This window comes from Paraburkholderia terrae (assembly GCF_002902925.1).
Taxonomy (GTDB): Bacteria; Pseudomonadota; Gammaproteobacteria; order Burkholderiales; family Burkholderiaceae; genus Paraburkholderia; species Paraburkholderia terrae.
Genome location: NZ_CP026112.1, coordinates 1,286,566 through 1,310,870, shown reverse-complemented (window position 1 = coordinate 1,310,870; position 24,305 = coordinate 1,286,566). Strand labels below are relative to the sequence as shown.

28 protein-coding genes are annotated in these 24,305 nt (G+C 64.3%); 9 read left to right on the top strand and 19 right to left on the bottom strand.

What is annotated here, in order from left to right; translation table 11 throughout:
- Position 1: 1 nt before the first annotated feature.
- The 3 genes from C2L65_RS22070 to C2L65_RS22060 all read right to left on the bottom strand — a co-directional run bounded on the left by C2L65_RS22070 (position 2) and on the right by C2L65_RS22060 (position 2,154).
- Positions 2–532, bottom strand: a complete 531-nt coding sequence (locus C2L65_RS22070; protein WP_042309312.1) for a universal stress protein — start codon at positions 530–532, stop codon at positions 2–4.
- A gap of 180 nt (positions 533–712) precedes the next feature.
- On the bottom strand, positions 713–1,303 hold the full coding sequence (locus tag C2L65_RS22065) for a BPSL1445 family SYLF domain-containing lipoprotein (protein WP_042309335.1): 591 nt from the start codon (positions 1,301–1,303) through the stop codon (positions 713–715).
- Between the two features lie 155 nt (positions 1,304–1,458).
- Positions 1,459–2,154, bottom strand: a complete 696-nt coding sequence (locus tag C2L65_RS22060; RefSeq protein WP_042309311.1) for a glutathione S-transferase family protein — start codon at positions 2,152–2,154, stop codon at positions 1,459–1,461.
- A 198-nt stretch (positions 2,155–2,352) separates the two neighbouring features.
- Here C2L65_RS22060 and C2L65_RS22055 point away from each other — a divergent pair, with 198 nt between their 5' ends.
- Positions 2,353–3,303: a PTS sugar transporter subunit IIA gene (locus C2L65_RS22055; RefSeq protein WP_042309309.1), complete on the top strand. Its 951-nt coding sequence runs from the start codon at positions 2,353–2,355 to the stop codon at positions 3,301–3,303.
- Between the two features lie 25 nt (positions 3,304–3,328).
- On the opposite strand, the gene C2L65_RS22050 is transcribed toward C2L65_RS22055, so the two are convergent.
- Complete coding sequence (locus C2L65_RS22050) at positions 3,329–3,922, bottom strand: SLATT domain-containing protein (RefSeq protein ID WP_042309307.1); 594 nt, start codon at positions 3,920–3,922, stop codon at positions 3,329–3,331.
- A 115-nt stretch (positions 3,923–4,037) separates the two neighbouring features.
- Here C2L65_RS22050 and C2L65_RS22045 point away from each other — a divergent pair, with 115 nt between their 5' ends.
- From C2L65_RS22045 to C2L65_RS22030, 4 genes are all read left to right on the top strand, one after another.
- On the top strand, positions 4,038–4,358 hold the full coding sequence (locus C2L65_RS22045) for an HNH endonuclease (protein WP_042309305.1): 321 nt from the start codon (positions 4,038–4,040) through the stop codon (positions 4,356–4,358).
- A 50-nt stretch (positions 4,359–4,408) separates the two neighbouring features.
- Positions 4,409–4,639: an FmdB family zinc ribbon protein gene (locus tag C2L65_RS22040; protein ID WP_042309303.1), complete on the top strand. Its 231-nt coding sequence runs from the start codon at positions 4,409–4,411 to the stop codon at positions 4,637–4,639.
- Between the two features lie 162 nt (positions 4,640–4,801).
- Positions 4,802–5,743, top strand: a complete 942-nt coding sequence (gene gcvA / locus C2L65_RS22035) for a transcriptional regulator GcvA (protein WP_042309301.1) — start codon at positions 4,802–4,804, stop codon at positions 5,741–5,743.
- A 116-nt stretch (positions 5,744–5,859) separates the two neighbouring features.
- Positions 5,860–7,113: an MFS transporter gene (locus tag C2L65_RS22030; RefSeq protein ID WP_042309299.1), complete on the top strand. Its 1,254-nt coding sequence runs from the start codon at positions 5,860–5,862 to the stop codon at positions 7,111–7,113.
- Positions 7,114–7,209: 96 nt separating this feature from the next.
- On the opposite strand, the gene C2L65_RS22025 is transcribed toward C2L65_RS22030, so the two are convergent.
- The 6 genes from C2L65_RS22025 to C2L65_RS22000 form a co-directional block, all read right to left on the bottom strand.
- Positions 7,210–8,214 (bottom strand): alpha/beta hydrolase, encoded by a 1,005-nt coding sequence (locus C2L65_RS22025; RefSeq protein WP_042309297.1) that lies wholly within the window; start codon positions 8,212–8,214, stop codon positions 7,210–7,212.
- 9 nt (positions 8,215–8,223) lie between these two features.
- Positions 8,224–8,499, bottom strand: a complete 276-nt coding sequence (locus tag C2L65_RS22020; RefSeq protein ID WP_042309295.1) for a hypothetical protein — start codon at positions 8,497–8,499, stop codon at positions 8,224–8,226.
- Positions 8,500–8,592: 93 nt separating this feature from the next.
- Positions 8,593–9,267 (bottom strand): response regulator transcription factor, encoded by a 675-nt coding sequence (locus C2L65_RS22015; RefSeq protein ID WP_007589771.1) that lies wholly within the window; start codon positions 9,265–9,267, stop codon positions 8,593–8,595.
- A 348-nt stretch (positions 9,268–9,615) separates the two neighbouring features.
- The gene (locus C2L65_RS22010; RefSeq protein ID WP_042309293.1) at positions 9,616–10,944 is read right to left on the bottom strand and encodes a sensor histidine kinase; all 1,329 of its coding nucleotides are present in this window, start codon (positions 10,942–10,944) and stop codon (positions 9,616–9,618) included.
- Between the two features lie 231 nt (positions 10,945–11,175).
- Complete coding sequence (locus C2L65_RS22005; protein ID WP_042309291.1) at positions 11,176–11,484, bottom strand: DUF4148 domain-containing protein; 309 nt, start codon at positions 11,482–11,484, stop codon at positions 11,176–11,178.
- A gap of 107 nt (positions 11,485–11,591) precedes the next feature.
- Positions 11,592–11,864, bottom strand: a complete 273-nt coding sequence (locus C2L65_RS22000; RefSeq protein ID WP_042309334.1) for a hypothetical protein — start codon at positions 11,862–11,864, stop codon at positions 11,592–11,594.
- A 322-nt stretch (positions 11,865–12,186) separates the two neighbouring features.
- Between C2L65_RS22000 and C2L65_RS21995 the strand changes: the two genes are divergently transcribed.
- From C2L65_RS21995 to C2L65_RS21985, 3 genes are all read left to right on the top strand, one after another.
- Positions 12,187–12,372, top strand: a complete 186-nt coding sequence (locus C2L65_RS21995; RefSeq protein WP_042309290.1) for a DUF3563 family protein — start codon at positions 12,187–12,189, stop codon at positions 12,370–12,372.
- A 42-nt stretch (positions 12,373–12,414) separates the two neighbouring features.
- A complete protein-coding gene (locus C2L65_RS21990) occupies positions 12,415–12,870 on the top strand; it encodes a tellurite resistance TerB family protein (protein ID WP_042309288.1) in 456 nt (151 codons plus the stop codon).
- A 283-nt stretch (positions 12,871–13,153) separates the two neighbouring features.
- Positions 13,154–14,113: a TauD/TfdA dioxygenase family protein gene (locus tag C2L65_RS21985; RefSeq protein ID WP_042309286.1), complete on the top strand. Its 960-nt coding sequence runs from the start codon at positions 13,154–13,156 to the stop codon at positions 14,111–14,113.
- Between the two features lie 29 nt (positions 14,114–14,142).
- Here C2L65_RS21985 and C2L65_RS21980 read toward each other — a convergent pair whose 3' ends face one another.
- From C2L65_RS21980 to C2L65_RS21960, 5 genes are all read right to left on the bottom strand, one after another.
- On the bottom strand, positions 14,143–15,288 hold the full coding sequence (locus tag C2L65_RS21980; protein ID WP_042309284.1) for a J domain-containing protein: 1,146 nt from the start codon (positions 15,286–15,288) through the stop codon (positions 14,143–14,145).
- A 189-nt stretch (positions 15,289–15,477) separates the two neighbouring features.
- Positions 15,478–16,455, bottom strand: coding sequence for an O-fucosyltransferase family protein (locus C2L65_RS21975; RefSeq protein WP_042309282.1), 978 nt, complete (start codon positions 16,453–16,455; stop codon positions 15,478–15,480).
- 418 nt (positions 16,456–16,873) lie between these two features.
- On the bottom strand, positions 16,874–17,086 hold the full coding sequence (locus C2L65_RS21970) for a hypothetical protein (protein ID WP_007743864.1): 213 nt from the start codon (positions 17,084–17,086) through the stop codon (positions 16,874–16,876).
- A gap of 173 nt (positions 17,087–17,259) precedes the next feature.
- Positions 17,260–18,291, bottom strand: a complete 1,032-nt coding sequence (gene pstS, locus C2L65_RS21965) for a phosphate ABC transporter substrate-binding protein PstS (protein WP_042309279.1) — start codon at positions 18,289–18,291, stop codon at positions 17,260–17,262.
- 443 nt (positions 18,292–18,734) lie between these two features.
- The gene (locus C2L65_RS21960; RefSeq protein WP_042309278.1) at positions 18,735–20,210 is read right to left on the bottom strand and encodes an aminotransferase-like domain-containing protein; all 1,476 of its coding nucleotides are present in this window, start codon (positions 20,208–20,210) and stop codon (positions 18,735–18,737) included.
- 216 nt (positions 20,211–20,426) lie between these two features.
- Here C2L65_RS21960 and C2L65_RS21955 point away from each other — a divergent pair, with 216 nt between their 5' ends.
- A complete protein-coding gene (locus C2L65_RS21955) occupies positions 20,427–20,768 on the top strand; it encodes a hypothetical protein (RefSeq protein WP_042309276.1) in 342 nt (113 codons plus the stop codon).
- A gap of 38 nt (positions 20,769–20,806) precedes the next feature.
- Here C2L65_RS21955 and dinB read toward each other — a convergent pair whose 3' ends face one another.
- From dinB to C2L65_RS21935, 4 genes are all read right to left on the bottom strand, one after another.
- Entirely contained in the window at positions 20,807–21,961 is a 1,155-nt protein-coding gene (gene dinB, locus C2L65_RS21950) for a DNA polymerase IV (RefSeq protein WP_042309275.1), read from the bottom strand.
- 160 nt (positions 21,962–22,121) lie between these two features.
- A complete protein-coding gene (locus C2L65_RS21945; protein ID WP_042309274.1) occupies positions 22,122–22,427 on the bottom strand; it encodes a hypothetical protein in 306 nt (101 codons plus the stop codon).
- Positions 22,424–22,693, bottom strand: coding sequence for a hypothetical protein (locus tag C2L65_RS21940; protein ID WP_042309271.1), 270 nt, complete (start codon positions 22,691–22,693; stop codon positions 22,424–22,426). The genes C2L65_RS21945 and C2L65_RS21940 overlap by 4 nt, the downstream gene beginning before the upstream one ends.
- Positions 22,694–23,023: 330 nt before the next feature.
- The gene (locus C2L65_RS21935) at positions 23,024–24,208 is read right to left on the bottom strand and encodes a porin (protein WP_042309269.1); all 1,185 of its coding nucleotides are present in this window, start codon (positions 24,206–24,208) and stop codon (positions 23,024–23,026) included.
- Between the last annotated feature and the right edge of the window lie 97 nt (positions 24,209–24,305).

Genomic DNA, 24,305 nt, shown 5'->3' with positions numbered 1-24,305 from the left:
CTCAAAGCGTTTGAGCGCGAGCGGGTGCGCTCGTCCTTGCCCGCTGATGGCGATGAGCTTCTTCGCCTGCGGGCTCATCGCGACGTGCATCGGCTGTTGCTGTGACCAGCACCGCGCGACGCGTGCAGCGCGCAACCACGTCGCTCATCCGCTCTTCCCAGAAACGCCATTTCGAGCCATGTCCCGCGCCGACGACGATCATGTCCGCATCGAGTTCTTCGGCGAAGCGCGCGATTCTGCGGCCCACGCTGCCGCCTTCGAGTTGCACCGTGACGGCCTGCGTATGAATGTCCCATGCGTCGAGTTCGAACACTTCCTTGCAGCGGCGCTCGACCGTACGTTCGAGTTCCGCCACCATCTGTATCGAATCGAAGCAGCCGTACTCGACACCCGCCATCGCCCACCAGGGCATCGTGTCGACGACATACACGGCCGTCAGCCGTGCGCCCGTGTGGCGGGCCTTGTCGATGGCGGACTTCAATACGCTGTTGTCCGGGTTCGTGCCGACTGCTACCAGAATGTGCCTGATCATTTCGTGTGCCTCCGTCGTTACGTTGCTTCCATGTCAAGCATGATGCGACGCGAGACTTAGCGATAAATGAGCGAGGCAAGGCACGCTGCGGTGGATGCGCAGCGCGATTGAACTGAGGATTCGAGAGAAAGCGGATGGCGCGGAGCGCGCCATCCGTGGCATGCAATCAGACGACTGTGATCAGATAATCAGGCGGGAAATCTTCGAGCCTTCCAGCGATACGCCCGCCATCAGCCCGCCGTTCGTGAGCACGAACGCTTCGACGGGACTCATCGCTGTCGACGTATCGACGTTGCCGTTCGCGCCGACGTTCACGAGCGCGACCGACGCATCGACGCCCGCCGACCAGCCCTGGCTGCGAGTGAACTCGCTGAGTGCGTCGTCCGTCATGAACAGCATGACGATCGCCTTCGACTGCGCGCCGATCTGCAAGCCGAACGACGCCGCCGCGATGCTGTAATAGCCCGACGTCTGTCCGCCGACGCGCAGCGCGCCCTGCCCGTACTGCCCGCCGAACCAGAAGCCTGCCGAGATCACCGAAGGGAATACAAGGATGCCGCGCGACTTATCGGCAAGTTCACGCGAGCCGCCGATCGTGTTGAACAGACGCGTGAGTGTTCCGTCGACGTCCGCATCGATCGACCGGCGCTTGCCCGCGTTCGCTTCGGGAGACGCATCCGACGACGGCCCCGTGGTCGTGCAGCCCGCGAGCGCCAGTCCGCCCGTAGCGAGCGCGGCCGTGGTTATGGCGATGAATCGGCGGCGTTGTATTGTCATTGTTTCTCCCTTGCTTGATGCCGTTGTTTGATACCGTGGTCGATCCCGGTAGCGGGTGTATGTCGATCGTTCCGCTTCGATCCTTTGACGAAGGTCAATCCTATCCGATGACAGCCAATGCCGCGTTCGAGTTCCTTACCGCCCGCACTTCAAGCATTGGCGATGCGCTCATGCATGGCGCGGCAATGGCGCACCAGTTCGGGCCGCGACAGCACATACGCCTTCAGCGGCGTGTCGATCTCATAGAAATAAATGTTCGCGACAAAGCCGTAGATCGCGGCGTCGATGGTGGCCGGTTCGGGGCCGAACACGAAGCCGTCATCGCCGAGCAGATCGGCCACCACCCGCAAATCGCCGATACCTCGCGCGTACACCTGATCCGGCTCGTAACGGCCGATGCCCTGATAGTGATAGCGCTGCCGGTTGTACTCGCGCGCCGCTTCGAGATCGCTCGTGGTGACGTCGGTGTGCTCGCGCAGCACAGCATCGCGAAACGACGGCCAATAACAATCGTCGCGCCAGCGCGAATAGCTCATTGGCCAGTAGAGATCGTCAAGTGTGCGGCGCACAAGGAAGTCGAGATTCGCCTGACCTTGCGATAGCGCGCTGTCGATCCGCAGATCGTACTTGTCCTTCAGATACGCGATGATCGCGTCGCTGTCGCCGATCGTCTCACCGTCGTCCGACAGATACGGCAACTGGCCACGCGGCGCGCGCGACGTATCGAGAATATGTTGGTGCTCGAAATCGAGCCCGCACAGCCGCATGAACGCATAGACCTTCAGGCCGAACGCGTTGTTGTCGGCGACACCGAACAGATCGGGGTACGAATACAGCGTCAACATGAATGAAGTCTCCGTGGTTCGTGAGTATCGATTCTGCGGGCATTCTTCATGGGCAAAGCACGGTGCTACAGGCACGTCTTTAACACCGTTGCGCACCGCAATGCGTGCGGCAACCCACATTCGGGCGTTCGGTTTTTTTATTCGGTTTTAATGCGAATCGCGCTACGCTAGCTTCGTTGTCAGTCTGGAGAAAAGGGCATGACGAAGACCCGAGCCATTCTGCGCGCCATTTTCGGCGTTCACCACCATCACGACGATACTGCGCGGCGCCGCGCGTCCGGTCGCAGCGTGATGATGCGCGTAACGCTCGACGCGCAACACGTTACACCGCTGCGCCGTGCGCTGACCCGCGATTGCGCGGGCCAACCGTGGACCATCCGCATCGCAACGCTGCCGCATACCGAGCGCGTGCAACTCTCGCTCTATCTGCCGAAAGACGCGGTGAACGGCGCGATCCGGCAGGTGACGCGCATTGCGCCTGCCGCGCAGTTCGGCCACCTGTTCGAGATTCCCGACACGCCGACGGACGGCTGGCGCGATCTGCTGCGCGCAACCTCGTGGGCACAGGCAGCGAGCGCGTTGCGCCCCGCGAAGCCGCCCGTCAAAAACAGCGACGACGACGCCGACACGCTCGACCGTCTGCTGAGCCCCAGCAACGTGCTGCTCGACACGGACGCCGCCGATCGCGCAGCGCTGTTCGCGCAGATCGGCGTGTTTTGCGAAACGCACTATGGCGTGCCCGCCGGCCAGGTGATCGACGGATTGAACACGCGTGAAGCGCTCGGCTCGACGGGGCTTGGACAAGGCGTCGCCGTGCCGCATAGCCAGATCGCGGGCTTGCTGACGGCGGTCGTGTTGTATGTGCGCCCGCGCGTGCCACTCGACTTCGACGCGCCGGACGCAAAGCCCGTCAGCGACGTAATCGCGCTGCTGGTGCCCGAAGGCGCGAACACGATGCATCTGAATCTGCTCGCGGATGTCGCGCAGCGCTTTTGCGACCAGCATTTTCGCGAGCGTCTGCACGCGTGCGGCAGTGCAAGCGAAGTGTGCCGGCTGTTCAGCAGCGCCGCCGAGCCGGCAGAAATCCCTTCCCTGATGCAGCATCCCGCTGCGCGTGGCGACGCATCCAGCGCGCGGCTGCGGGCGTGACGCTCGCCTCAATCACCTTGCCCGTTCATTCCCAGCGGACTTCGTCGCGGCCTTGCAACGCCGCGACGCGCAAGGTTTCCTGCGTGCGCCGGAACACGCGCGGCGGCACGCTCGGCGAGTCTTCCGCAAGCCGGTCGAGGATCTCGCGCACTTCACTCACGTAGCGGCCGTCGCGCGCGCCGGTGTCGCCTGCGTAGATCGCTTCCAGCCTGCGCCGCACGGCGCCATAGCGCGCGCCCGCCGAACGATGCTGTTCGGCACGCTCCGCGTAGCGCAGAAAGGTCTGCAACGCCGCCGACACGGCCGCCGCAATGCTCACCAGCCCGACGACGAGCCGCACCCATCGCGAGTCCGCTGACGCCACCAGCGACAGAAACACCGTCGTCCCGACCACGGCCGACACGACCGTCACGCCGATGCCGAACATCCGGTTGCGCGCGGCAAGCAGATCGGCCATGTCGTAGTGGCTTTTCTGCGACTCGCGCGCGCGGCGGATCCACTTCAACAGCAACTCGTCCTCGTTGACGGGCGGCCGGTATTCGGCGCGCCCGCTCAAAGCGGGATCGGGGCGCGAGCCCACGCCGGCGCCCGGCTCCGCATGCGTATCGACCATCGTCATGCCCTTGCCTTCCTTTGACGAAGAGAGGCCAGCATAGCATCGCGGCTTGCACGTACGCACGGTGCCAGTTCCCACCGCGAAAGTTGGTAGGATGATGGAATCCGCAGGGGTATCGATGGCAAAGCGTGAAGTGGAATCCTGGTATCGGCCGCCGGCGGAAGAAGCGTGTCCGTTGTGTGGCCGCGCGATTCCAGCCGATCAGCGCGACGAGCATCATCTGGTTCCGAAGGCCGAAGGCGGCCGCGAAACGGTCGCGCTGCATCGGATCTGCCATCGGCAGTTGCATGCGCTCTTTTCGGAGCGCGAGCTGGCGACAACCTACGCATCGGTCGATCGGCTGCTCGAAAACGAACAAGTCAGAGCTTTCGTGAACTGGGTACGCACGAAGCCCGATGGGTTTCATGAGCGTACGCGCAGCAGCCGGCGCAAGCGCTGAAACGGATCGCGCGCATCGGGCGCGTGGTCCTGACATCAACGGAACAAGTCATGCCTGTGTACGACTATGAGTGCGCCGAATGCGGCACGTTTGAAGCAGCGCGGCGCATCGCCGAACGCGACGAACCGGCCAGTTGTCCTCGCTGCGGCACGTCCGCGGAACGCGTGCGGGTCGGCGCGCCTGCATTGCTCGGCGGCGCGTCGGGCGGTTCGTCGGGCGGCGCATCCGAAAGTGAAGGCGGATATGGCATGCGGCATCGCGGCTGCTCGTGCTGCCCTTGAGCGCGTGCGAACGGCGCGGCATGCCTTCGCGCAACCACTCGCGGCTTGCGGCACGCACCGCACGCATGGTGCGCCGCTAGCCTCTAGCCGCGCCATGCAGGCTGCGCCGATTGCCTCACGCGAAACCACTTCCCCTCACCCACGACGCCCAAAGGTTGCGCCATGCCGCTTCGCCTGCCCCCGCTGAACTCGCTGCGATTCTTCGAGGCAGCGGCGCGGCACGGCAGCTTCAAGCTCGCCGCCGCCGAACTGAACGTGACGCCGAGCGCCGTCAGCCACGGCATCGTCGCGCTCGAAGAATCGCTTGGGGTCGCGCTGTTCGTGCGCGAGCCGCGCAAGCTGTCGCTAACACCAGCGGGCGAGCAGTATTTCCCCTACATCGCCGAGGCGTTCTCGCTGATCGCGCTCGGCACGCAGCGGCTGCCCGACAACCGCACGCATCGAACGGTGACGGTGAGTTGCGCGCCGACGCTCGCGATGCGCTGGCTCGTGCCGCGCCTGTTCGAGTTTCGCGCGCAATGGCCGAACATCGACGTTTCCGTTGATACCTCGCGCCGCCAGGTGGGCTTTCCCGTCGACGGCTTCGACTTCGGCATCCGTCTGAGCCGTGGTCCCGTGCCAGGCAGCGACTGGAGCCGGCTGTTCGGCGAGCGGCTCGTGCCCGTTTGCAGCCCCGCGTATCGCGACGAGCGACGCGACGCACAGGGCAACGTCGACTTGCGCCGCGCGACGCTGATTCATGTCGATACCGCGAGCGAAGACTGGCAGGCGTGGCTGGACGGCGCGGGTGTCCACGATATCGACGCGTCGGGCGGCGTGCGTTTCGACACGATCCAGCTGGCGCTCGAAGCGGCCACGACGGGCATGGGCGTCGCGATCGGCAGACGGCCCCTGGTGAACCGCGAGCTGGACGCCGGGACGCTCGTCGAAGCCAGCACGCCGACCGTCGATGCGAAGACGGCGTACTGGCTGGTCAGCGCGGAAGGCACGGACTCGCGGCCCGATCTGCAGGCATTCAAGCGCTGGCTGCTTCACGAAGCGCACGCGTTCGATGACGCTGCTTCAACGGGCGAAGCCACGCACTTAACGACGGCAACCCGCTAGCAACCCACTAGCGACCCGTTCCCCCTGCGAGTGAATTTTCTTCATCTGTCGCCGAAAACTTTTCGTTTGTCGCGCCTGCTGGCTGCTGCGAGGATGCCGCCAGGAGGAAACGAAACATGTCGACAGCCAAACCCGCTTACGCAGCACCCCTTAAAAACCCGACCGTTTACGTGATCGTCGCCGCCGCGCTGATCATCAGCGCGGCCATGGGCATCCGGCAGACCTTCGGTCTCTTCATCGGGCCGTTTTCGTACGATCGCGGCCTGCCCGTCACGCTCGTGGCCTTTGCGATCGCGCTGCACAATCTCGTGTGGGGCTTCGCGCAGCCGTTCGCAGGCGCCGCCGCCGACCGCTACGGCGCCGCGCCCGTCGTCGCGTTCGGCGCCACCACCTTCGCTGCGGGCCTAGCGCTCGCGGCCGGTTCGCCGTCCGCTATCGCGCTGATTGCAGGGCTTGGGCTGCTGGTCGGCATCGGCGTGAGCTGTACGACGTTCGGCGTCGTGCTGACGGCCGTCGGGCGCGCCGCGATGCCCGAGCAGCGCAGTATGGCGATGGGCATCGCGAGCGCGGGCGGCTCGCTGGGACAGGTGCTGATGGTGCCGTTCGCGCAACTGGTGCGCGAAACGTCGGGCATATCGACGTCGCTCTACGCGCTCGCCTTCCTGATGCTGGTCGCCGCGCCCTTCGGCATTTTGCTTGATCGTCGCAGGGAAGTCGGCGCGCCGCATGTGGCTGCATCAACCGCAGCGGCCACTGTCCCGCCGCTGCGTGAAACGCTCGCACACGCCATGCGCCATCGCGGCTACCGGCTGCTGACGCTCGGCTTCTTCACCTGCGGCTTCCAGCTTGCGTTCATCGCCACGCACCTGCCCGGCTATCTGACCTTGTGCCACATGCCAATGGGACTCGGCGCCACCGCGCTCGCACTGATCGGCCTGTTCAACATGGCGGGCAGCTGGGCGTGCGGCTGGCTTGGCGGGCGCTTCCGTCAGCAGCATGTGCTCGGCTGGCTGTATCTGATTCGCGGGGCGACGATTGCGGCGTTCTTCCTGCTGCCGAAGTCGACGGTTTCCGTCGTGCTGTTCGCCGCCGTGATGGGCCTGACATGGCTCGGCACCGTGCCGCTCACCAGCGGCCTGATCGCCAAGGTTTTCGGCACGCGGCATCTCGGCACGCTGTTCGGCGTCGTGTTTCTCAGCCACCAGCTGGGTTCGTTCCTCGGCGCGTGGCTCGGCGGCTACGTGTTCGACGCGACGGGCTCGTACACGTTGATCTGGGCCGCGACGGCATTGGCGGGACTGTTCGCCGCGCTACTGCATTTCCCGATCAACGACACCGTCCACGCACCCGTCGAACCGGCGCGCGCCTGAGTTTCGCTGAGGCTTTTCCAGAGGCCAGTGTTCAGGATTGGCCATTGACGCGGACGGCTCATGCCGTCCGTTTTTTTGTCTTTTGCCATCCCGTTCTCACGCAATGGCGGCAGCGGCAGCGGCAGCCGCAGCCTCGCGCTTGCGCGTCGCGTAGCAGCGCCTGACGAACATCGCCGCCTGCCGTAGCGCCTGATTCGCCTCGGGCAGGAATGGCGCGAAACACGGCAGCGCATGCGGCATCGCATGCCATTGCGCGACCTGCACCGTCACGCCCACGCGATTGAGCCGCGCGGCGAGCGCGAGCGCATCCTCGTGCATCGCTTCCGTGTCGCTGATCTGCAGATGGATGGGCGGCAGATCGTGCAGTTCACCGCGCGACGGCGACACATACGGGTCCCACGCGCTCGCGTCGCCGATGTACATCTGCGCGGCAAGCTGCATTGCGACGCGTGTCGTTGGCCCTGTGCCGCGCGCCGCGCGCCATGTCGTCGTCAGATCGGCCCACGGCGAGAACAGCACGGCGCCTGCCGGCAATGCCTCGCCCGCGTCGCGCAGCGCGACCAGCAACGCGAGCGCCAGCCCGCCGCCCGCCGAGTCGCCCGCGACGACGATCGAATTCGCCGCGATGCCGCGCGCGATCAGCGTGCGGTACGCGTGCAACGCATCCTCGAGCGCGGCGGGAAACGGATGCTCGGGCGCGAGCCGGTAGTCGGGCGCGAACACGGGCGCGCCGCTATGCGCGGCGAGCGCCGTCGTCACCGCGCGATGGGTCGCCGACGATCCAAAGTAATAGCCGCCGCCGTGCAGGTACAAAATCGCGTTCGCGATGGGTCCGGGTCGGGTCGACGGTAAAGTCCAGAGCCCGTCGACACCCTCATCGCGCACCCTGCGCGAACGCGGGTTGATGAGCGCCGCGAGCCACGCGCCCGGCAACGAGAGCCGGTGCGAGCGCGCGCGCATCTGCGCGACATCGGGCGCGGCCGCGCAACGCGCCCGAGCCCGCTGCCCGACGAGCAGCGGCATGGCCATCAGAACGGCACGCGCCTGCCAGCTCGCGGCCATACGATCCGTGAGGCCTTCGATAGCCGGATGGTTCGACATGGCCGCGCCTCAGCGTTGCGTCGAACCAAAACCGTCGCCCCAGCCGGCGCAACGCGGATAGCGCACGCGCGCGCCGATGCGGCACCGCGAAGGCTGCATGCGGTAAGCGCGCGCGGCATAGACGGGCGCACGCAGGTTCGCACACGCGGCGCCTTGCGGCATGCAGTCGATATGCACGGCGATCCGCGTGCGGGTGCTGGGATCGTACATATCGAATGCGGCCGGTGTGTGGTTGAACGCATCGTTGCGCTCGACAACTACCTTGACTTCTGGAATGCTCTTCATCGCTCTCTCCTCGCCGCGCGTTTCAGCGTGATTGCTGTGCGGTGAGGAGATTGTGTCGATGCAGAGTGAGGGGAGAATGAGGACGCGCGGCGCTCAGGTTTTAGGCGCTTCGCCGAGCATGACGGTCCAGCCGAGCCCGCGTACATTGCGGATTACCGACTGTCCGAACTTCTTGCGCACCGAGTGAATGAGCACGTCGACGGCATTGCTCTCGACTTCCTTGCCCCAGCCGTACAGCTTGTCCTCCAGCTGGTCGCGCGACAGGATCGTGCCGGGCCGTTCGAGAAACGCGAGCATCAGCGCGAACTCGCGCGCCGACAAAACCGACGACACCCCATTGCAGCACAGCGTGCGCTTGTCGAGATCGAGGTTCAGCGCGTCGTCGCCGAGACGCGACGATGCATAGCCTGCCTTGCGCCGCAACACGGCGCGCATGCGCGCCATCAGCTCGGGGACGTCGAAGGGTTTGAGCACGTAGTCGTCGGCGCCGACGTCGAGGCCCTGCACGCGCGCTTCGAGATCGTCGCGCGCCGTGAGGATCAGCACGGGCACGGTATTGCCCGCCGCGCGGGCCGACCTCAGCAATTCGATGCCGCCCATGCCCGGCAAGCCGAGATCGAGCAGGACGACGGTATATTCGGCGGCAGCGATGGCCGCGCTGCCCGCATTGCCGTCGCGCACCCAGTCGACGCTGTAGTCAGCGTCCTGCAGCGCGCGCATCAGACTTTGGCCAATCTGCAGATCGTCTTCAACCAGTAGCACTCGCATGATGTCGTGTCCACAGCAAACGAAGCGTTGTCGTTGGCCGCAGCGCAAGGACCGATCAGCCGCGTGGCGCACTGCGCACTGCGCGCGGGCGGCGGTTTGCGATTCCGGGCCGTGGCCGCCGGCGCGCCCCACTCCCGCGCACCAGCCAGATCGCATGATAACCGAGCCTGCACAGGCTAAACCGTTCGGTATCGACGACAAAAAAAGGCCGACTGCCTACGCAGTCGGCCGAAGGATTCTGGCTTGCACCGATCGCCGTGCCAGAACCAGAGGGGCCTGCTCCAACAGTTCCCATCTTAGGCACGGAGAATTAGCAACGAATGAGCGACACCGCGCTCCTGGCATCGCTTACGGCACCGACGGAAAACCGATCGACGCGACGATCCCCGATTGCCCATCCGTACGGTTGCGCAGGCTCGCCTCGCCGCCGTACCGGTTCACGATAGCCTGCACGATCGACAAACCCAGCCCGCTGCCCTCGATCTGCACATTGGCCCGGAAAAACCGGTCGAACACGCGCGGCAGCAGCGCCTCGTCGATGCCCGGCCCGTTATCGACCACTTCGATCCACACCTTCCCGTCGCGCACCTGGATGCTCAGATCGACCTTGCCGCCATCGGGCGTGTAGCGGATCGCGTTGCTCACCAGGTTGCGCAGCGCAATGCCGATATCGGCGTCGTTCGCACGCACAAAAGCGCTCGTCATCTCGTCGGCGCCGATGTCGATGCCGCGCTGCATCGCGATCGGCAGGACTTCGGCCACAGCGTCGACGACCACCTCCGACACGTCGACGCGCGTCAGCGTGTCCGCCTTCATGGGCGCATCGGCGCGCGCGAGCCGCAGCAGCTGCGCGATCATCCGGCCGCTGCGCCGGATGCCGCTTTGCAGTTCGCGGAAGCGCTCCTGGTTGCCGGGCGCGATGTGCGGCTGCAGGTTGTCCGCCTGCAACTGCAGCGCGGTGAGCGGCGTGCGCAGCTCATGTGCGGCGTCGGCGATGAACTTCCGCTCGCTCTCGATGGACCGTTCGAGCCGCTCGATCATCGTGTTGATCGACAGGATGAACGGGCGTATCTCGGTCGGCACGCCCGAGGTCGACAATTGCTCGAAATGCGCCATGTCGATGGCCTGTACCTGTCTGCCGAGCCGCGTCAGACGCCTCAGCGCGCGCCGCACGACGAGCAGCACGGCGATCCACACCAGCGGCACGAGCACGATCATCGGCCACAGCGTATTCAGCGAGCGCGCTTCCGCGAGGTCCTGGCGCACGCGCGAACGCTGTGCGACCTGGACGACCATCGACGGCTCGCGCAGCGTGTAGATGCGCCAGTTCTCGCCGTTCACCATCGCATTCGTGAAGCCCGGCTCAGCCTCGCGCGGCAGCGGGAGCGAGGGGTCGGTCGAGCGGTAAGGCGTATCGATGCCGTCCTTCCAGACCGTGAGATAGACATCGCGCTCCGGCTGCGAGCCGCGTGCGGGCGTGGTGGGCAGCGCATCGGCGAGGCCGCTGTGATACAGGCGCGTGGCCACCTGTTCGAGACGCAGATCGAGCAGCGCGCTCATGCCGGCTTTGGCAAGCTGCCATGAGCTGATGCCCTGCACCACGCCGACGACGCTCACCAGCACACATAGGGCGAGCACGAGTTGATTTCTGAGGGAGCGGATCTTGGGCATGGACATGGTCTGATGCGTGCCGTCCGGTGAGAGTTGTGCAAACGGGATTGAACGCCAGGGCTGACGTGCCGCGACCCTTGTAGCCGGTAGCGGCGGCCCCTTTCCGCGAGCCGATTCTACACCGCGCCACACACTCTTCTGGTTGCAAAGACAATGATGCGGGCGCGCAGAATTTTCTGCGCGCCCGCGGTTTCGTATCGGGTTGTTCGCCGGGTTCGGCGGTGCTTCAACGGCCCTTCAATGTCCGACGTAAATCGACTTCATCCCGACATCGTACTGAGGATGGAAGGCCGCTCCGCCTTGTGAGGTGCCGTCCGCCACGCCGCCGTATCCGTCAGTGTGCTGTGCGTCGAGACGCGTCTGGGCAGCTTCGAGGTTCGCTGGATAGTGCGCCTTGTCGCCAATCGGGTTGTAGCCCGCGCTTTCCAGTTGTGTGAGTTGCGCCTCGACTTCGGCGCGCGAGACGGGTGCCGTCGTTTGCGCAAACGAGGCGATGGGCAGTGCGAGCAACACGGCGACTGCAGCGGTCTGAATCAGCGTTTTCATGATGTTTCCCTCCGGGTTATTGGCTCGATGAGCCTTGCGATGAAGTTCATCGTAGAGATCGAAAATTAGAAACAAATGAGCGCCCGTTCTGGCGCGCCCCCGTCTGCCTAGCGCCAGTAGCCGTAATAGCCGCGATAGGCATAGTGCGGATGCCCCCAGTAGCCGACCACGACGGGCGGCGCGTACACCGGAGGAGGCGGCGCGTAATACACGGGCGGCGGTGCATACACGGGGTACGGCGCGACGGAGACGACGGGCATGACGGGGACGACGGGCGCGACGCCTCCAATCCCGACGCCGACGAACACGTGTGCCTGCGCGGCGCTCACCAGTCCCAAGCCGAGCAATGCGGCGACTGCAATGTGGCGAATCCCTTTCATGTTGTTCTCCTGGACATTCGATGCCGTATCAGTGATGCATCGGTTGATCGCATTCTGTGCGCCGATAGTGAGCAAAGAATTAGCCTTCGAATCAGGCTAAAAAATCGTTATGGCACACCGTGACATAACAGTAAATCGCCTGCCTGGCGCACTCATTTCCCGCTAATTAACCGCGCCTACGATTCATCCCGTCGATGCAGCGTCATGGTCGGAAAGCGACGAAACGGCAAGCAGCACAAAGCCCGCGCATCGCAGTCACGCAGCCGTGCGAATCCCATTTTCGCCAGCGCGTTTCCTTATCGCACTACTGAAGGAGCACATCATGTTCAACCAGCTCGCACACCGTCTCGGCACGCTGTTCACGTCCTCGCGCGACAGCGAACGCGAAGCGTGGCTCGCATCGTCGACGGACCTCGCCGATCTCGAACGCCGCCAGCGCATGCTCGACGACAGCAGCTATCCGTTTCACGTGAATTCGAACCCCGCGCCGCGCGACTGGATTGCGTGATGCACCGCGCCGTCAATCGAATCGAAGCAAAGGAGATCTGAAATGCGTCACTATCGAAGCGACAGTCCCGAGGCTGCGGCCCGCATCGTGGCCGCCTGCCTGCTGTCGGACGGACACGTCGGCGTCGACGAGCTCGAAGCGCTGGAGCGTTACGGGATGGAAGCGCGGCTGAAGATGAACCGCGGACAACTGCTCGTCGTCATGCAGCAGATGTGCGAGGACCTGACGTCGACGGCCTATCTGAACTGGGGCGACACCTGCCGCCTCGACCCTGCCGTGATTTTTTGTCTCGCGCAGGACGTCAGGGACTGGCGGCTGCGCCGCGAAGTCATGGCGCTGTGCAACGAGGGCGCGCACGCGGACGGACATCTGTCCGAAGGCGAAGCGGCGTTCATTCAACTGTTGCGCGCGGCGTGGCAGATGCCCGAACCGTACGACATGCACGACACGCGGAGTTTGCGCCGCAAACTGAAGCTCGTGCCGGTTCAGCCGGGCTGAACGCCCGTCACTTTCTCTCAACCCACCGCGCTTTCCCGCCGACGCATCAGGTGCCGAGGCGGGAAAGCGCTTCACGCATGGGTTCGACGGATACCTTGACGATGCCGTCGAGCGGTGTATCCCGCTGTATCCAATTCCAGCCGCGAGCCTGCGTGCCGCTCGCATAGCACGAAACCGCCTATCGATAGCGCAATCCGCCTGGACACCTTCGCACGAAATGTCAGTTCTCTTTGCGCGAGCACGCTGCTTGAATGAACGTTTCCCACTTACACGGAGACGTCAGATGTCGAATACGCAAGCGGGTTTCGCCCCATCGAACGCAGGCACGATCGTCACGCAAGCCGCGCACGCTGCGCCTGAAACGCTCGATCTGCGCCGCGTCGCCGGCCGCATCGGCGCGGAGATTCGAGGTGTCAGGCTGTCCGGCTCGATCGATGCGCAGACCTTCGATGCGATCCACGCCGCACTGCTGAAACACAAGGTGGTGTTCTTTCGCGGCCAGCAGCATCTAGACGACACCGAGCAGGAAGCGTTCGCGCGGCGCTTCGGCGAGACCGTCGCGCATCCGACCGTGCCGTCCGTCGACGGCAGCCATCATCTGCTCGAACTCAATTCGCAGCATGGCGGACGCGCGAACTCATGGCATACGGACGTCACGTTCGTCGATGCGTATCCGAAGATTTCGATCCTGCGGGCCGTCGTGATTCCGCCGTATGGCGGCGACACGGTCTGGGCCAATACGGCGGCCGCTTACGAAAACCTGCCCGAACCGCTGCAGCGTCTGGCCGACACGCTCTGGGCGCTGCACACGAACGCCTACGACTACGCGTCGTCGCACGTGAACGCCGACACCGAGCAGCTCAAGCGCTACCGCGAAGTGTTCACGTCGACGGTCTACGAGACCGAGCATCCCGTCGTGCGCGTACACCCGGAAACGGGCGAACGCTCGCTCGTGCTAGGTCATTTCGTGCAACGTCTGAAGGGACTGTCGGCGGGCGACTCGACGCATCTGCTGCAGACCTTCCACGATCACGTCACGCGGCTCGAGAACACGGTGCGCTGGAACTGGACGCAAGGCGACGTCGCGATCTGGGACAACCGCGCGACGCAGCACTACGCGATCAACGACTATGGCGACGCGCATCGCGTCGTGCGCCGCGCGACGGTGCATGGCGATGTGCCCGTGAGCATCGACGGGCGGCAGAGCGTGGTCCTGCGGGGTGCAGGCGCCACGCTGCAGTAAGCGGTGCGCTTGCCGGCAGCCTTCGATGACTAGAAGTCGCCGCGGCCGATGGTCATCGGCTGCACGGTGCTGCCCGGCAGCGCGTACAGCGTGATGCTCACGTTGGTCGCGTCGACGCTGTTGCCGGCGGCCTGTTCGTTGAGTTCGAAACCTTGCGACTTGTACAGCCCGCCGTCGTCGAGATTCTGATAGCGGACGTCGTACGCGCCCGGCGCGACGCCGATCAGCGTGAAAGTCTGCCCAGCCGGAACGAAGAAATGGCGCACCGGCTGGTCGAACACGGACGCGTTGTAGACGAGTTTGCCGAACACGTCGAAGCGGTTGACGGAGTTGTCGATCGTCACCGAGGAATGCCCGCCCGCTGCGCCGACGGGCATGCCGTCGAGATAGGACGCCGTCGACGGCCACGGCAGTCCGTTCGGCGCGAGCGTGGGCCTCACGAACAGCGCATGTGAGGCTGAAGCGCCACTTGTGACGGACCCGTCGCTGGTCCACGGCGAGGTCGCTGCCTGTGCCGACGACATCGCCGCAAGCCCGCGCCGTTTGCCATCCGACGGCGTCGCGTCATCGGAGTCGGCGTGACTGCGCGTACCGTATGGCGAGCCATAGGACGAGCCATACGGCGCGCCATGCGAGGACGTGTTGCGGGTGAACGGCCACGGCGTCGTCGATTCCGAAATCGCGACGTAGCCGAAGAATGCGCAGACACCGATCACCGTCCAGCTTCGCAGCGAAATCTTGCGCAGTGAGAAACCGGAGGCCGCGCGAGCCTTTCGCTTCGCGGCGCGCGGATCGACATGTGCATGCGATGACCATGCGCTCGAACGGGTCTGCGAACGCGGCGGGACCTCACGCCGGGTCTGCGTGGCTGCCGCCTGCCAGTTCGTCCGCTGGGACGCCGACGCCGGCTGACGCGGCGGCGGTTGCGGCGCAGCCGCTTCGGCCGCTTCACGCTCTTTACGCGCGAGCCATTCGTCGTGCTCCTTGCGTTGCACGGGGTCGCTCAGAACCGCATAAGACGCGTTGATGATCTTCATCACCCGCTCGGCATCGGGATCGTCGATCCGCCGGTCAGGATGATATTTCTGACTCAAAGTCTTATAGGCCGCGCGGATCACCTCTTGAGGCGCGTCCCGCGAGACTTTCAGATTGTCGTAGTGGCTGTGAATTTTCACGCCCTTCCCCGATTGCCGTGCTGGTCTTTTGTGATGATTCTACGCGAGCGCCGACGCGCCGGCCGCTCGCGAACGCGGCCGGAAGCCGGCTTTTCTATCGCCGTTGTGGGCCAGGCCGCATTTCGCGCGGCGCCCGGCCGTATTGCGTTGCGGCATGCGCCGCGCCGTTCAGGCCGTTTTCTGGTCCTGCTACCGGATGTCTGCTTCTGCCGTGATTTCGGGGCGCTCTTGCTGCTCGTTCCAGATCTGGCTGTCCGGGAACCAGAACGCGCCTTCGCGCGGCGGCACGGCGAGTTTAACCGGTAGCGACAAATTGAACATTTTCGACCAGGCGGACAGATACGACGGCGTCTTCACCAGATACCCGCAGCTCGCGAGCAGTAGGCTCGCGACCAGCGCCTCGCGTCCGATCGCCAGTCCCGGATGACCGCTGAAGTGTACGGGTGTGCCGCCCGTTGCGAGCAGCTTCGCGGGCGCGACGCTGACGGGTACGGGAAAGTCCCATTTGACGAAGTAATCGAGGAACGCCTGCTCGTCGCTCGACACAAAAATGTTTGTCAGGTGCGGCTCTTCGGCAAGCGTTGTCTCGACGAGGCGGCAGAACGCTTCCCATGCGATCGTGTGCGCCTCGGCCTTCTTGTCGGTGCCGCGAAAATGCACGCCGAGCGTCGACGCGCCGATGCCGAGCCGCTTGCGGATCGCGTCCACTTCGTCGCGGATCGGCGCGGCAGGCTGATAGTGCGAGCGGAACAGCGCGCTGCCGTGCCGCAGATCGAGCCTCGGCTCATACCGGCGACGAAACCCAAGCCCACCGAGATCTCTCACAACCGACGTGCGCACCCGCACGCTCGACGAGGGCAGCGGCACCGCGCCAATCGTGTCGAAGTATTCGGAGAACCAGTCGACCTTGCCTTCGGCATCGCCATAAATTCCGCCGCGCGCGGAAATGAGCGGCGTGAGGCGCTTTTCTTCGCAATACATCAGGATGAACAGCACCATCTGCATCACCGAAAAAAAGCCGGAGTGCGCGCGAATCTCGATCGCAAAGTAGCCGCGGTTCAATCGTTGTTGCGCGTGCAACGTGATGCGGCCCGGCGTGCTGATCGAATGTTTGAAGCCTTCGCTGCGTCGGATGTGTCTCGCGATGTCGATCAACTTGTTCAACATGCCACGTCCCTCTCATGCGCCGGGCAGCCCTTCCCGGCAAGCCGTCTGTGTTCGAAGAAATCAGGCACGTTGCGGCGCGGCGCGCGACGGGAGCGAGGCGTCCATCATGCAGGCAGGTCCTGCCGCGCCTCGTTCGTCATAGCGATCGGGCCGCTTGCCCGATGCAATATCAGCCAGCAAATAGACGTGTTGCGTCACGCGCCATCTTATCGGGCATGAACGCGATGGTCGAGCGTCGCAAAATAGACTGTGTGCGAAGTCATACACTCGGCAGTTCGCGCTGCTAATCGTATGAAGTTATCGCGCTGAGGGATGGGGGATGCCTGAAACTGATGGGTAGGTTCGGGGCGCGCCGCCCGCTTCGCGCGATGCACGCTCCGCGTCGAGCGCAGGCGGCACCGGGAAGCGGGACGCGAGATCAACCTTTCATGTCGACCCAGATGCGGCCCCAGGCGGTCGCGTACCTGAGCGCCTGCTCGCCGTCATAGAAGTAGTCGAGTGCGTTGAAGATGCGGGCGGGCAGGCCCGGCTTTTCGATGATCAGATCGGCCGCGTGCAGGCCGTCGTCGCGAATTGCGGCGCTGGCTTGCAGACGATAGCCACGGTGTGTGGTCAGCATGGGAATAGTCATGGGTGCGTCTCTGGCTTCAATCGGGATAGCTGGCGCTACGCGCGGCCGACGCCGTGCTTCACGCCCGTCCCGATTGCTCTCAGGCCAGGATTCGCATTATCGCGATGCCCCGTTACTGTTCAATGACGGCCCGTGCTTTTACACACTGGCCCGTTTTTATACGTTTAATCTGATCAATCGGCGATCGGCTTGCCCGACGCGTCTTTGACCTTTGCCTTCCATTGCGTGCGGATTTGCGATACGACGCCATCCGGCAGCGGGATGTAGTCGAGTTCCTGCGCGGTCTGGGTGCCGTTCTTGAACGCCCAGTCGAAGAACTTGAGCGTTTCCTTGCCGCGATCCGGCTTGTCTTGCGACGCATGCACGAGCACGAACGTCGCACCGACGACGGGCCATGCATCCTTGCCCGGCTCGTTGGTGAGGATCTGATAGAACGACTTCGACCAGTCCGCGCCTGCCGCCGCCGCCTTGAAGCTGTCCGTCTTCGGCTCGACGACGGTGCCCGCCGAATTCTTCAGCGACGTGTACGTCATCTTGTTCTGCTTCGCGTACGCCCATTCGACGTAGCCGATCGCGCCCGGCAGCCGCTGCACGAACGCCGCGACGCCGTCGTTGCCCTTGCCGCCCGTGCCTGTCGGCCAGTTGACCGTCGTGCCTTCGCCGACCTTGCTCTTCCACTCCGGGTTCACCTGCGCCAGATAGTGCGTCCAGATGAAGCTCGTGCCCGAGCCGTCCGCGCGGCGCACGACAGCGATGTCGGTATCGGGCAGCTTCACACGGGGATTGAGCGCGGCGATGGCCGGGTCGTTCCACTTCTTGACCTTGCCGAGAAAGATGTCGCCGAGCACCGGGCCGGAAAGCACCAGCGCGCCCGGCTTGAGGCCCGGCAAATTGACGACGGGCACCACGCCGCCGACCACGGTCGGAAACTGGAACAGGCCGTCTTTCGCGAGTTCGTCGTCCTTGAGCGGTGCGTCGGAGCCGGCGAAGTCGACTGTCTTGGCGAGCACCTGTTTAATACCGCCCGACGAGCCGATGCCCTGATAGTTGATACGGCCGCCGCCCGTCTTCTGGTAGGCGTCGGCCCATTTGGTGTAGATCGGGGCCGCGAAGGTGCTGCCTGCGCCCGTGACGTCGGTTGCGTGCGCGAAGGAGCAGGACAGCGCGCCGATCAGGCTGGCGGCTGCAAACAGAGCGATTTTCATGGTTTGCCTCCTGTCGACGGTAGTTAGCGCTTTAGCGCTTACTACCGTCCCATGCCGTGTCGGCCGGAGTTGGCGCTTCAGCGCCTACACCGGCCCCACGGCGAGTCGACGGGAGTTGGCGCTTTAGCGGTCACTCCCGTCCCATGCCGTGTCGGCCGGAGTTGGCGCTTTAGCGCCTACACCGGCCCCACGGCGAGTCGACAGGCGTTGGCGCTTTAGCGCTTACTCCCGTCCCATGCACGAAAGTGCAGTCAAGCAGAGTCCGCGCCTCGGCGCCTGACCCGGACCCACGCAAGTGAGTTGCTGAAAGCTTTGTATGGGGTGCGTTTCGAAATTAGTCGCGCTTCATGACAATGCAGTGACGAATGAAGCGGACTTCGCTGCGGCGATTACCCAGACAAATCCACACACACCCGACACGCGCTCGCAGCCCTTCCCGGCCGTCAACCGGTTTCCCCCGCGAGACGCCCCAGTTGACGAAGCGCCGCGTCCATCCGTTCATCGAACGGCCCCGGACAACTGAGGCGGATAAAAGAACGGAAGCGCTCCGAATTCGAAAAGATCGAACCCGGCGCGATCCGGATACCGTGCGGCAACGCAGCTTCAAAAAGCGCATCCGACGACTTGCCGTCCGGCAATTCGACCCACAGCAGCAGCCCACCAGGCGGCAAGCTCAGCCGCGTGCCAGCGGGAAAATATCGGCCAATCGCGTCGGCGCTCGCCTCGCGCTGCACGCGCAGCTTTTCGCGCAACCGGCGCAGATGCCGGTCATACGCGCCCGAGCCAATAAACTCGGCCGCGACGAACTGCGCCAGCGACTCGTTGTTCCGCGTTTGCGCGAATTTCAACAGCCGCACGCGCGCATGCCAGCGTCCCGACGACATCCAGCCGAGCCGCATGCCCGGCGCGAGCACCTTGTTTAGCGACGCGCAGTAGATCACACCGCCGTCGCGGTCCCAGGCCTTCAGGGGCCGCGCGGGTTCCGTCGATTCGATCAGCTCGCGATACGGCTCGTCCTCGATCAGCGCGATGCCACGGCGCGCGCACAGCTGCACGAGTTCGGCCTTGCGCGCATCCGGCATCACGCAGCCGAGCGGATTCTGCAGGTTCGGCACGACGACGAGCGCCTTGATGTCCGGGCAAGCGGTCAACGCGATATCGAGCGCTTCGAGCGACAGGCCCGTTGTCGGGCTGGTCGGTATTTCGAGCGCGCGCAGCCCGAGACTTTCGAGTATCTGCAACAGCCCAAAAAACGCCGGCGATTCGACGGCAATCGTATCGCCAGGTTGCGCGACCGCGCGCAACGCCAGGTTCACGGCTTCGACGCCGCCGCTCGTCACGAGCACATCGTCGGGCGAGGCCGTGACGCCCGTGGACAACGCACGCTTCGCGACGGCCTGTCTCAGCTCCGCCGCGCCGCCGTCTTCGCCGACTTCCGTCAGCAGCGTCGGCCGATGACGAAGGATGCGCGAGGCGAGCGCCTGCAACCGCTCAGTCGGATACAGCGCGGCATCGCCTGTCGCGCCGCCAAGATTGAGCGCATCCGGAAACGCCTGGGCCCGCTCGATCACGCGCGAGATGCGCTCGTGCAAGCCGACGTAGCGCGCCGGCTCGGCAAGCTCTGGAATGTCCGGCTCGGCGACGGTCGCCAGTTTCGAGGCGGGCGCGCGCCGCACAAAGTAACCCGCACGCGGCCGCGCCTGCAGCCAGCCGCCGTCTTCGAGGCGACGAAACACCTGAATCGCCGTCGACAGACTCACGTGGTGCTGGCTCATCAACGCGCGCACCGACGGCATCCGGTCGCCGGGTGCGAGCGTGCCCGACGCGATCACACGGCGATAGTGCTCGGCGAGGCGTTCGTAGAGCGGCGCGCCCGTGTCGGGCGGCGCGAGAAGGGGTTCGTCGTTCAGCAAGATCATCCTTCGGATCGTGCCTGCTGCGTGGATAGATCGCCAGATACAGACCGTGGCAATTCAGACGGAAACAGAGCAACAAAACAGGTTCCTGTATCGGTACAGATTCTAAACGTGTGAGTCTGTTGCGGTCCGATGACTCTCTTTACGCTTTCGACATGTGGCCCGCCGATTCTGATATCGCCGGGTCGATCCGTTGACTGCTTTCGGACTGAGTTCTCGATGAAACCCTTCGAATACCGATACGCCCCCGGCCAGATTCACGCCGCCTGGTTCAAATGCGGCAGCGCGATCGTCGCGCTGGAAGGCACGCTGCGGGTGAGCTACCGCGATGCATCGCTGGATTGGCTGCTTGGCGACGCGCCCAAGGTGTCGGTCGTCCTTTGTGAAGGCGAGCGCCATGTGCTGCCGTATGAAGCGTTCGTCGAAGTCCTCGCAACCGGGCAGCGTGACGCGATCGCGCAGATCGATACAGGGCCGCGAGGATGGCCGATGGTCGCGACGATCGGGCGCTGGCTCGTTTCGATTGGCCGCTTGAACGGCGCGCTGTTTCGGCGAAGCTGAAGCGGTGGCGTTGGGGATGCGCGCGCTGGTGTCGTAGCTCAAGCCGTGAATGGCAGTTCGGCTTGTATGGGCAGCGGCGGCGCCTGCTCGCTCGCCAGCGACAGCCCGCTCACGCGCACCCCAAGCAGCCGCAGCTTGCGTGTCAGCGCGACGCGTTTCAGGCATTCGGTTGCGGCGCGCCGGATCACCGCGGCGTCCGATGTCGCGGCAGGAATGGTCAGATCGCGCGTGACGGTGGAGAAGTCGTCGAAGCGCAGCTTGATGCCGATTGTGTGTCCGACGTAGCCCTTGCGCTGCAGGTCTTCCGCGACGCGCACGCACAGACGCGTGAACGATTCCGACAGCGCGGGCCGGTCATGGCGTGGATGCAGGTCGCGTTCGAACGTCGTCTCGCGGCTCATCGACTTCGGCTCGGATTCGACGACGACAGGACGCTCATCGCTGCCTTGCGCGACGTGCGTGAGCCAAGTTGCGTATTTGAGCCCGAAGTTGGCCTGCAGCAGATCCGGCGCCGCATGCGCCAGATCGCCGACCGTGTTGATACCCAGCGCGGCCAGCCGATCGCTCGCCTTCGGTCCGATGCCGTTGATCTTCCGCGCAGCGAGCGGCCAGATGCGCGTGGGAATGTCTTCTGGCGTCAGAATGGTGAGGCCGTTCGGCTTGTCCAGCTCGGAGCCGATCTTCGCGAGCAGTTTGTTCGGCGCGACGCAAATCGAACACGTCAGGCCCGTTGCGCTATGCACGGCGTGCTTGATACGCGAACCGATGTCGGCCGCATCGCCCGGCACGTCCGTGAGGTCGATATAGATTTCGTCGATGCCGCGATCTTCGATACGCGTCGTGAACTTCGCCACTTCCGCTTTGAAGAGACGCGAGTAATGACGGTAGGAATCGAAATCGGTCGGCAGCAGGATCGCGTCCGGCGCGAGTTGCGCGGCCTTCATCATGCCCATCGCCGAAAAGACGCCGAATGCGCGCGCCTCGTAGGTCGAAGTCGTGACGACCCCGCGGCCCGCGTAGTCCTTCAGCTTCGCAAAACGGCGCGTGCCGTCAGGCAAGGTCTCCGGTATTGCGTTGCGCCCGCCGCCGATCACAACGGGTTTCCCACGCAACTCCGGATAGCGCAGCAATTCGACGGATGCGTAGAACGCGTCCATGTCGAGATGCGCGATACGGCGGACGATGACACTCATGTTGCGTGATGCGGTTTGCGAGGAAGGACTGTGGTTGGGGTGCGCGACGCGAAATTATTCTGCCGATGCCGCCCGCTCAAGCCACAGCGGACGAGGACATGCAGTTTAGCAAGTCGCCCGCACGGCCTGGATTGAAACGCCCGCCACCTTCCCGCATCGGTCAGACACGAAACACGTTGCCATCCGGACCGATCTTGCGCGGAATGCTCCGGTTGCCGGGCCGCTTTGTCGCCACCACCGACGACGCGCCGTGATCCGCCTGTACGTTGCCCGGTTCGGTGACCTTCCTTGCAAGCCGTGGCGCCGCCAGTTTTTGCGCATGCGGACGCAGTGGCTTTTGCACGGCCGGGGCCGCCGAATGACCACGCGCTTCCGGTGGATTCCAGATTTCGACGTACTTTTCGGCGTGTGCCGCAGAAGTCAAAGCCAGCGCAATCAGCCCGACATATAGACGACCTGCCTTCATCGCTCACTCTCCTTGCCTGGAACTTCCTGACGGGCTTCGCTTGCTGGGGCGTACGCGGGATCATGCGCGAAAGCGTCTGTCACTGCCAGGCGCGGCGTACCGACCGACCGGCCATTCTCGCATGCATAGAACGTAGGCTCGCCCGCCTTGCCGCGCCGGATCGCCTCGTCGATTTCCCACTCGCCGAACGCTGACTTCAGGTCCGCGACAAACGCCGCGATTTCCGGCATCGGATGAACGGCGGGGTGATGCACACGCATTTCCATGACGCACGCTCCTCTTGAATCGCACGCCGATACTGTATATTCATACAGGCTTTTGCGCAATTGATATGAAGGGGTGTTGCGTGAATCGCTAAGACACGGAATTACCGGGAAGTGGGCAGACCGAGTGAGACTCGCCGACGGCGAAATGAAACGCCGCAGCCCGCCGCCAGGACAAACGTGGACGCCCTTGACGCTTTCGAACATGCACGTCCCTTCGCGCAGGTGCGAACGGCGGACAAAGAAACGCCGGGCCGTCGCAATGTCGCGACGCCCGGCGTCAATTCGTGATACATCGCGGCAAATCGCCTGCCGCGTTCATTTGCGACGTGGTCAGAACGAGTGACGAATGCCCACCATGCCAACGAACTGCGACGGTCCCGACGACGGCGTCGTGTTCTGCGAATCGCCGACAACCGCCACTGAGTCCGCGATCGCCACGCCCGAACCCGACGCGATCAGCGACTTGCCGCGTGCCAGTTGATAGGCCTCCAGCGCGTAGAACGTGGTGCGCTTCGACAGGCTGTAGGTCTGCTCCAGCGAAATCTGGTGATACTGCGCCGGATCATCGATACCGTTCGCCTTGCTTGCGCGCGTGTAGCTATAGCCGATCCCCGCGATCACGGACGGCGTGAACCGGTACGTCGCGATCGCGCCGTACGTGTTGAATACCGCCTCGCTCGCGAACAGCGAGCGCGAACCCGGCGCGTACTGCACATTCGAGTAGTTCACGCCGACCATCAGGTCGCTGATGTTGTAGCGAGCGGCCGCCGCGATCATCTGCGTGCTGCTCGCGCTCGCGTAGCCGTTGTTGACGGGCGAATTGATCGCGAAGCTGCCGAGCGACTGGCTCGTCGTGATGTCCTTCAGCTTCACGTAGCCCGCCGCGGCCGAGAACGACTGGTAGTCGTAACGCAACGCCGCGCTCAGATTGCTGCCATTCGTCACGCTGCCCGGCACGCCGCCGAGCCCGTACTGCGCGGCGAATGTGAGGCCCGCGATATTCGGCGATGCATAGGTGACCGAGTTGTTGAAACGCAGCGTCGTGTCAAGCGCGTCGAGATCGCCCGGGTGCGCGCCCGTGGCGCCCGTCAACACGCCCGTCGGCCCGAGCGCGCCGACCATGTTGAAGTACGGCGTGTACTGGCGGCCGAGCGTCACCGTGCCGTACTTGTCGTTGCTCAAACCGACGTACGCCTGCCGGTTGAACAGGTTGCCCGCGCTGCTTTGCGCGCCCGTCAGTGAATTGAAGCCGCTTTCCAGGCGGAAGATCGCTTTCGTGCCGCCGCCCAGTTCCTCTGCGCCTAGCAGGCCGAACTTGCTCGCCTGCAGGTTGCCCTGGCTCATGTAGAAGTTCGAATGGCCGCGCTGATTGCTGACGTAGCTGAATGCGTTATCGACGACGCCGTACAACGTGACGCTGCTTTGCGCGAAAACACCTGTCGACAGTACCGCGCCCGCGAGCGGCAGGCATGAGAGGGCCATTGCACGCGTGCGCGTACATTTCAAAGTCTTCATTGCTTGTAGTCTCCTTGCGACGGAGCAGGCGCTTCAACGCCCTGCTCTCGTCCCATGCAACATGGTGGTGGATTGGAAATGCGAACTGTTGGTCGTG

Bases quoted from the DNA above. Each gene is read 5' to 3' on its own strand.
- C2L65_RS22070 (WP_042309312.1), bottom strand. From the start codon at position 532: ATGATCAGGCACATTCTGGTAGCAGTCGGCACGAACCCGGACAACAGC.
- C2L65_RS22060 (WP_042309311.1), bottom strand. From the start codon at position 2,154: ATGTTGACGCTGTATTCGTACCCCGATCTGTTCGGTGTCGCCGACAAC.
- C2L65_RS22055 (WP_042309309.1), top strand. From the start codon at position 2,353: ATGACGAAGACCCGAGCCATTCTGCGCGCCATTTTCGGCGTTCACCAC.
- C2L65_RS22050 (WP_042309307.1), bottom strand. From the start codon at position 3,922: ATGACGATGGTCGATACGCATGCGGAGCCGGGCGCCGGCGTGGGCTCG.
- C2L65_RS22045 (WP_042309305.1), top strand. From the start codon at position 4,038: ATGGCAAAGCGTGAAGTGGAATCCTGGTATCGGCCGCCGGCGGAAGAA.
- C2L65_RS22040 (WP_042309303.1), top strand. From the start codon at position 4,409: ATGCCTGTGTACGACTATGAGTGCGCCGAATGCGGCACGTTTGAAGCA.
- gcvA (WP_042309301.1), top strand. From the start codon at position 4,802: ATGCCGCTTCGCCTGCCCCCGCTGAACTCGCTGCGATTCTTCGAGGCA.
- C2L65_RS22030 (WP_042309299.1), top strand. From the start codon at position 5,860: ATGTCGACAGCCAAACCCGCTTACGCAGCACCCCTTAAAAACCCGACC.
- C2L65_RS22025 (WP_042309297.1), bottom strand. From the start codon at position 8,214: ATGTCGAACCATCCGGCTATCGAAGGCCTCACGGATCGTATGGCCGCG.
- C2L65_RS22020 (WP_042309295.1), bottom strand. From the start codon at position 8,499: ATGAAGAGCATTCCAGAAGTCAAGGTAGTTGTCGAGCGCAACGATGCG.
- C2L65_RS22015 (WP_007589771.1), bottom strand. From the start codon at position 9,267: ATGCGAGTGCTACTGGTTGAAGACGATCTGCAGATTGGCCAAAGTCTG.
- C2L65_RS22010 (WP_042309293.1), bottom strand. From the start codon at position 10,944: ATGTCCATGCCCAAGATCCGCTCCCTCAGAAATCAACTCGTGCTCGCC.
- C2L65_RS22005 (WP_042309291.1), bottom strand. From the start codon at position 11,484: ATGAAAACGCTGATTCAGACCGCTGCAGTCGCCGTGTTGCTCGCACTG.
- C2L65_RS22000 (WP_042309334.1), bottom strand. From the start codon at position 11,864: ATGAAAGGGATTCGCCACATTGCAGTCGCCGCATTGCTCGGCTTGGGA.
- C2L65_RS21995 (WP_042309290.1), top strand. From the start codon at position 12,187: ATGTTCAACCAGCTCGCACACCGTCTCGGCACGCTGTTCACGTCCTCG.
- C2L65_RS21990 (WP_042309288.1), top strand. From the start codon at position 12,415: ATGCGTCACTATCGAAGCGACAGTCCCGAGGCTGCGGCCCGCATCGTG.
- C2L65_RS21985 (WP_042309286.1), top strand. From the start codon at position 13,154: ATGTCGAATACGCAAGCGGGTTTCGCCCCATCGAACGCAGGCACGATC.
- C2L65_RS21975 (WP_042309282.1), bottom strand. From the start codon at position 16,455: ATGTTGAACAAGTTGATCGACATCGCGAGACACATCCGACGCAGCGAA.
- C2L65_RS21970 (WP_007743864.1), bottom strand. From the start codon at position 17,086: ATGACTATTCCCATGCTGACCACACACCGTGGCTATCGTCTGCAAGCC.
- pstS (WP_042309279.1), bottom strand. From the start codon at position 18,291: ATGAAAATCGCTCTGTTTGCAGCCGCCAGCCTGATCGGCGCGCTGTCC.
- C2L65_RS21960 (WP_042309278.1), bottom strand. From the start codon at position 20,210: ATGATCTTGCTGAACGACGAACCCCTTCTCGCGCCGCCCGACACGGGC.
- C2L65_RS21955 (WP_042309276.1), top strand. From the start codon at position 20,427: ATGAAACCCTTCGAATACCGATACGCCCCCGGCCAGATTCACGCCGCC.
- dinB (WP_042309275.1), bottom strand. From the start codon at position 21,961: ATGAGTGTCATCGTCCGCCGTATCGCGCATCTCGACATGGACGCGTTC.
- C2L65_RS21945 (WP_042309274.1), bottom strand. From the start codon at position 22,427: ATGAAGGCAGGTCGTCTATATGTCGGGCTGATTGCGCTGGCTTTGACT.
- C2L65_RS21940 (WP_042309271.1), bottom strand. From the start codon at position 22,693: ATGGAAATGCGTGTGCATCACCCCGCCGTTCATCCGATGCCGGAAATC.
- C2L65_RS21935 (WP_042309269.1), bottom strand. From the start codon at position 24,208: ATGAAGACTTTGAAATGTACGCGCACGCGTGCAATGGCCCTCTCATGC.